Origin of the sequence: Bacillus cereus group sp. BfR-BA-01408 (genome assembly GCF_022663305.1) — a bacterium.
Lineage (GTDB): Bacteria > Bacillota > Bacilli > Bacillales > Bacillaceae_G > Bacillus_A > Bacillus_A pacificus.
In genome coordinates, this window is the sequence record NZ_JAKUFF010000331.1 from 1 (window position 1) to 220 (window position 220).

Here is a 220-nt window from a genome sequence, read left to right on the forward strand (position 1 = left end):
TGTTGTATTATCGTCTTTCCATGTCTTCGTTCCTTCTACTTTTGTTTCGCCTACTTTTATATTTGTGATGTCAGTACCGTTTACTTTGGATTCATATCCAGCCACCGCTTGTTCCTTCACTTCATACTTGTACGCTACTCCATTTTCATCATACGCTGCTAAATCTTTGAATTCATATTTCCAATCTGTTGCTTTGCTTACTTCCTGCGTCGCAATCACT

Annotated in this window: 1 protein-coding gene; it reads right to left on the reverse strand. The window is 38.6% G+C overall.

Annotation, left to right across the window (positions count from 1 at the left end; all coding sequences use genetic code 11):
* A partial coding sequence (locus tag MR083_RS27510; RefSeq protein WP_242270149.1) for a Cna B-type domain-containing protein occupies positions 1 to 220 on the reverse strand: 220 nt, incomplete at both ends.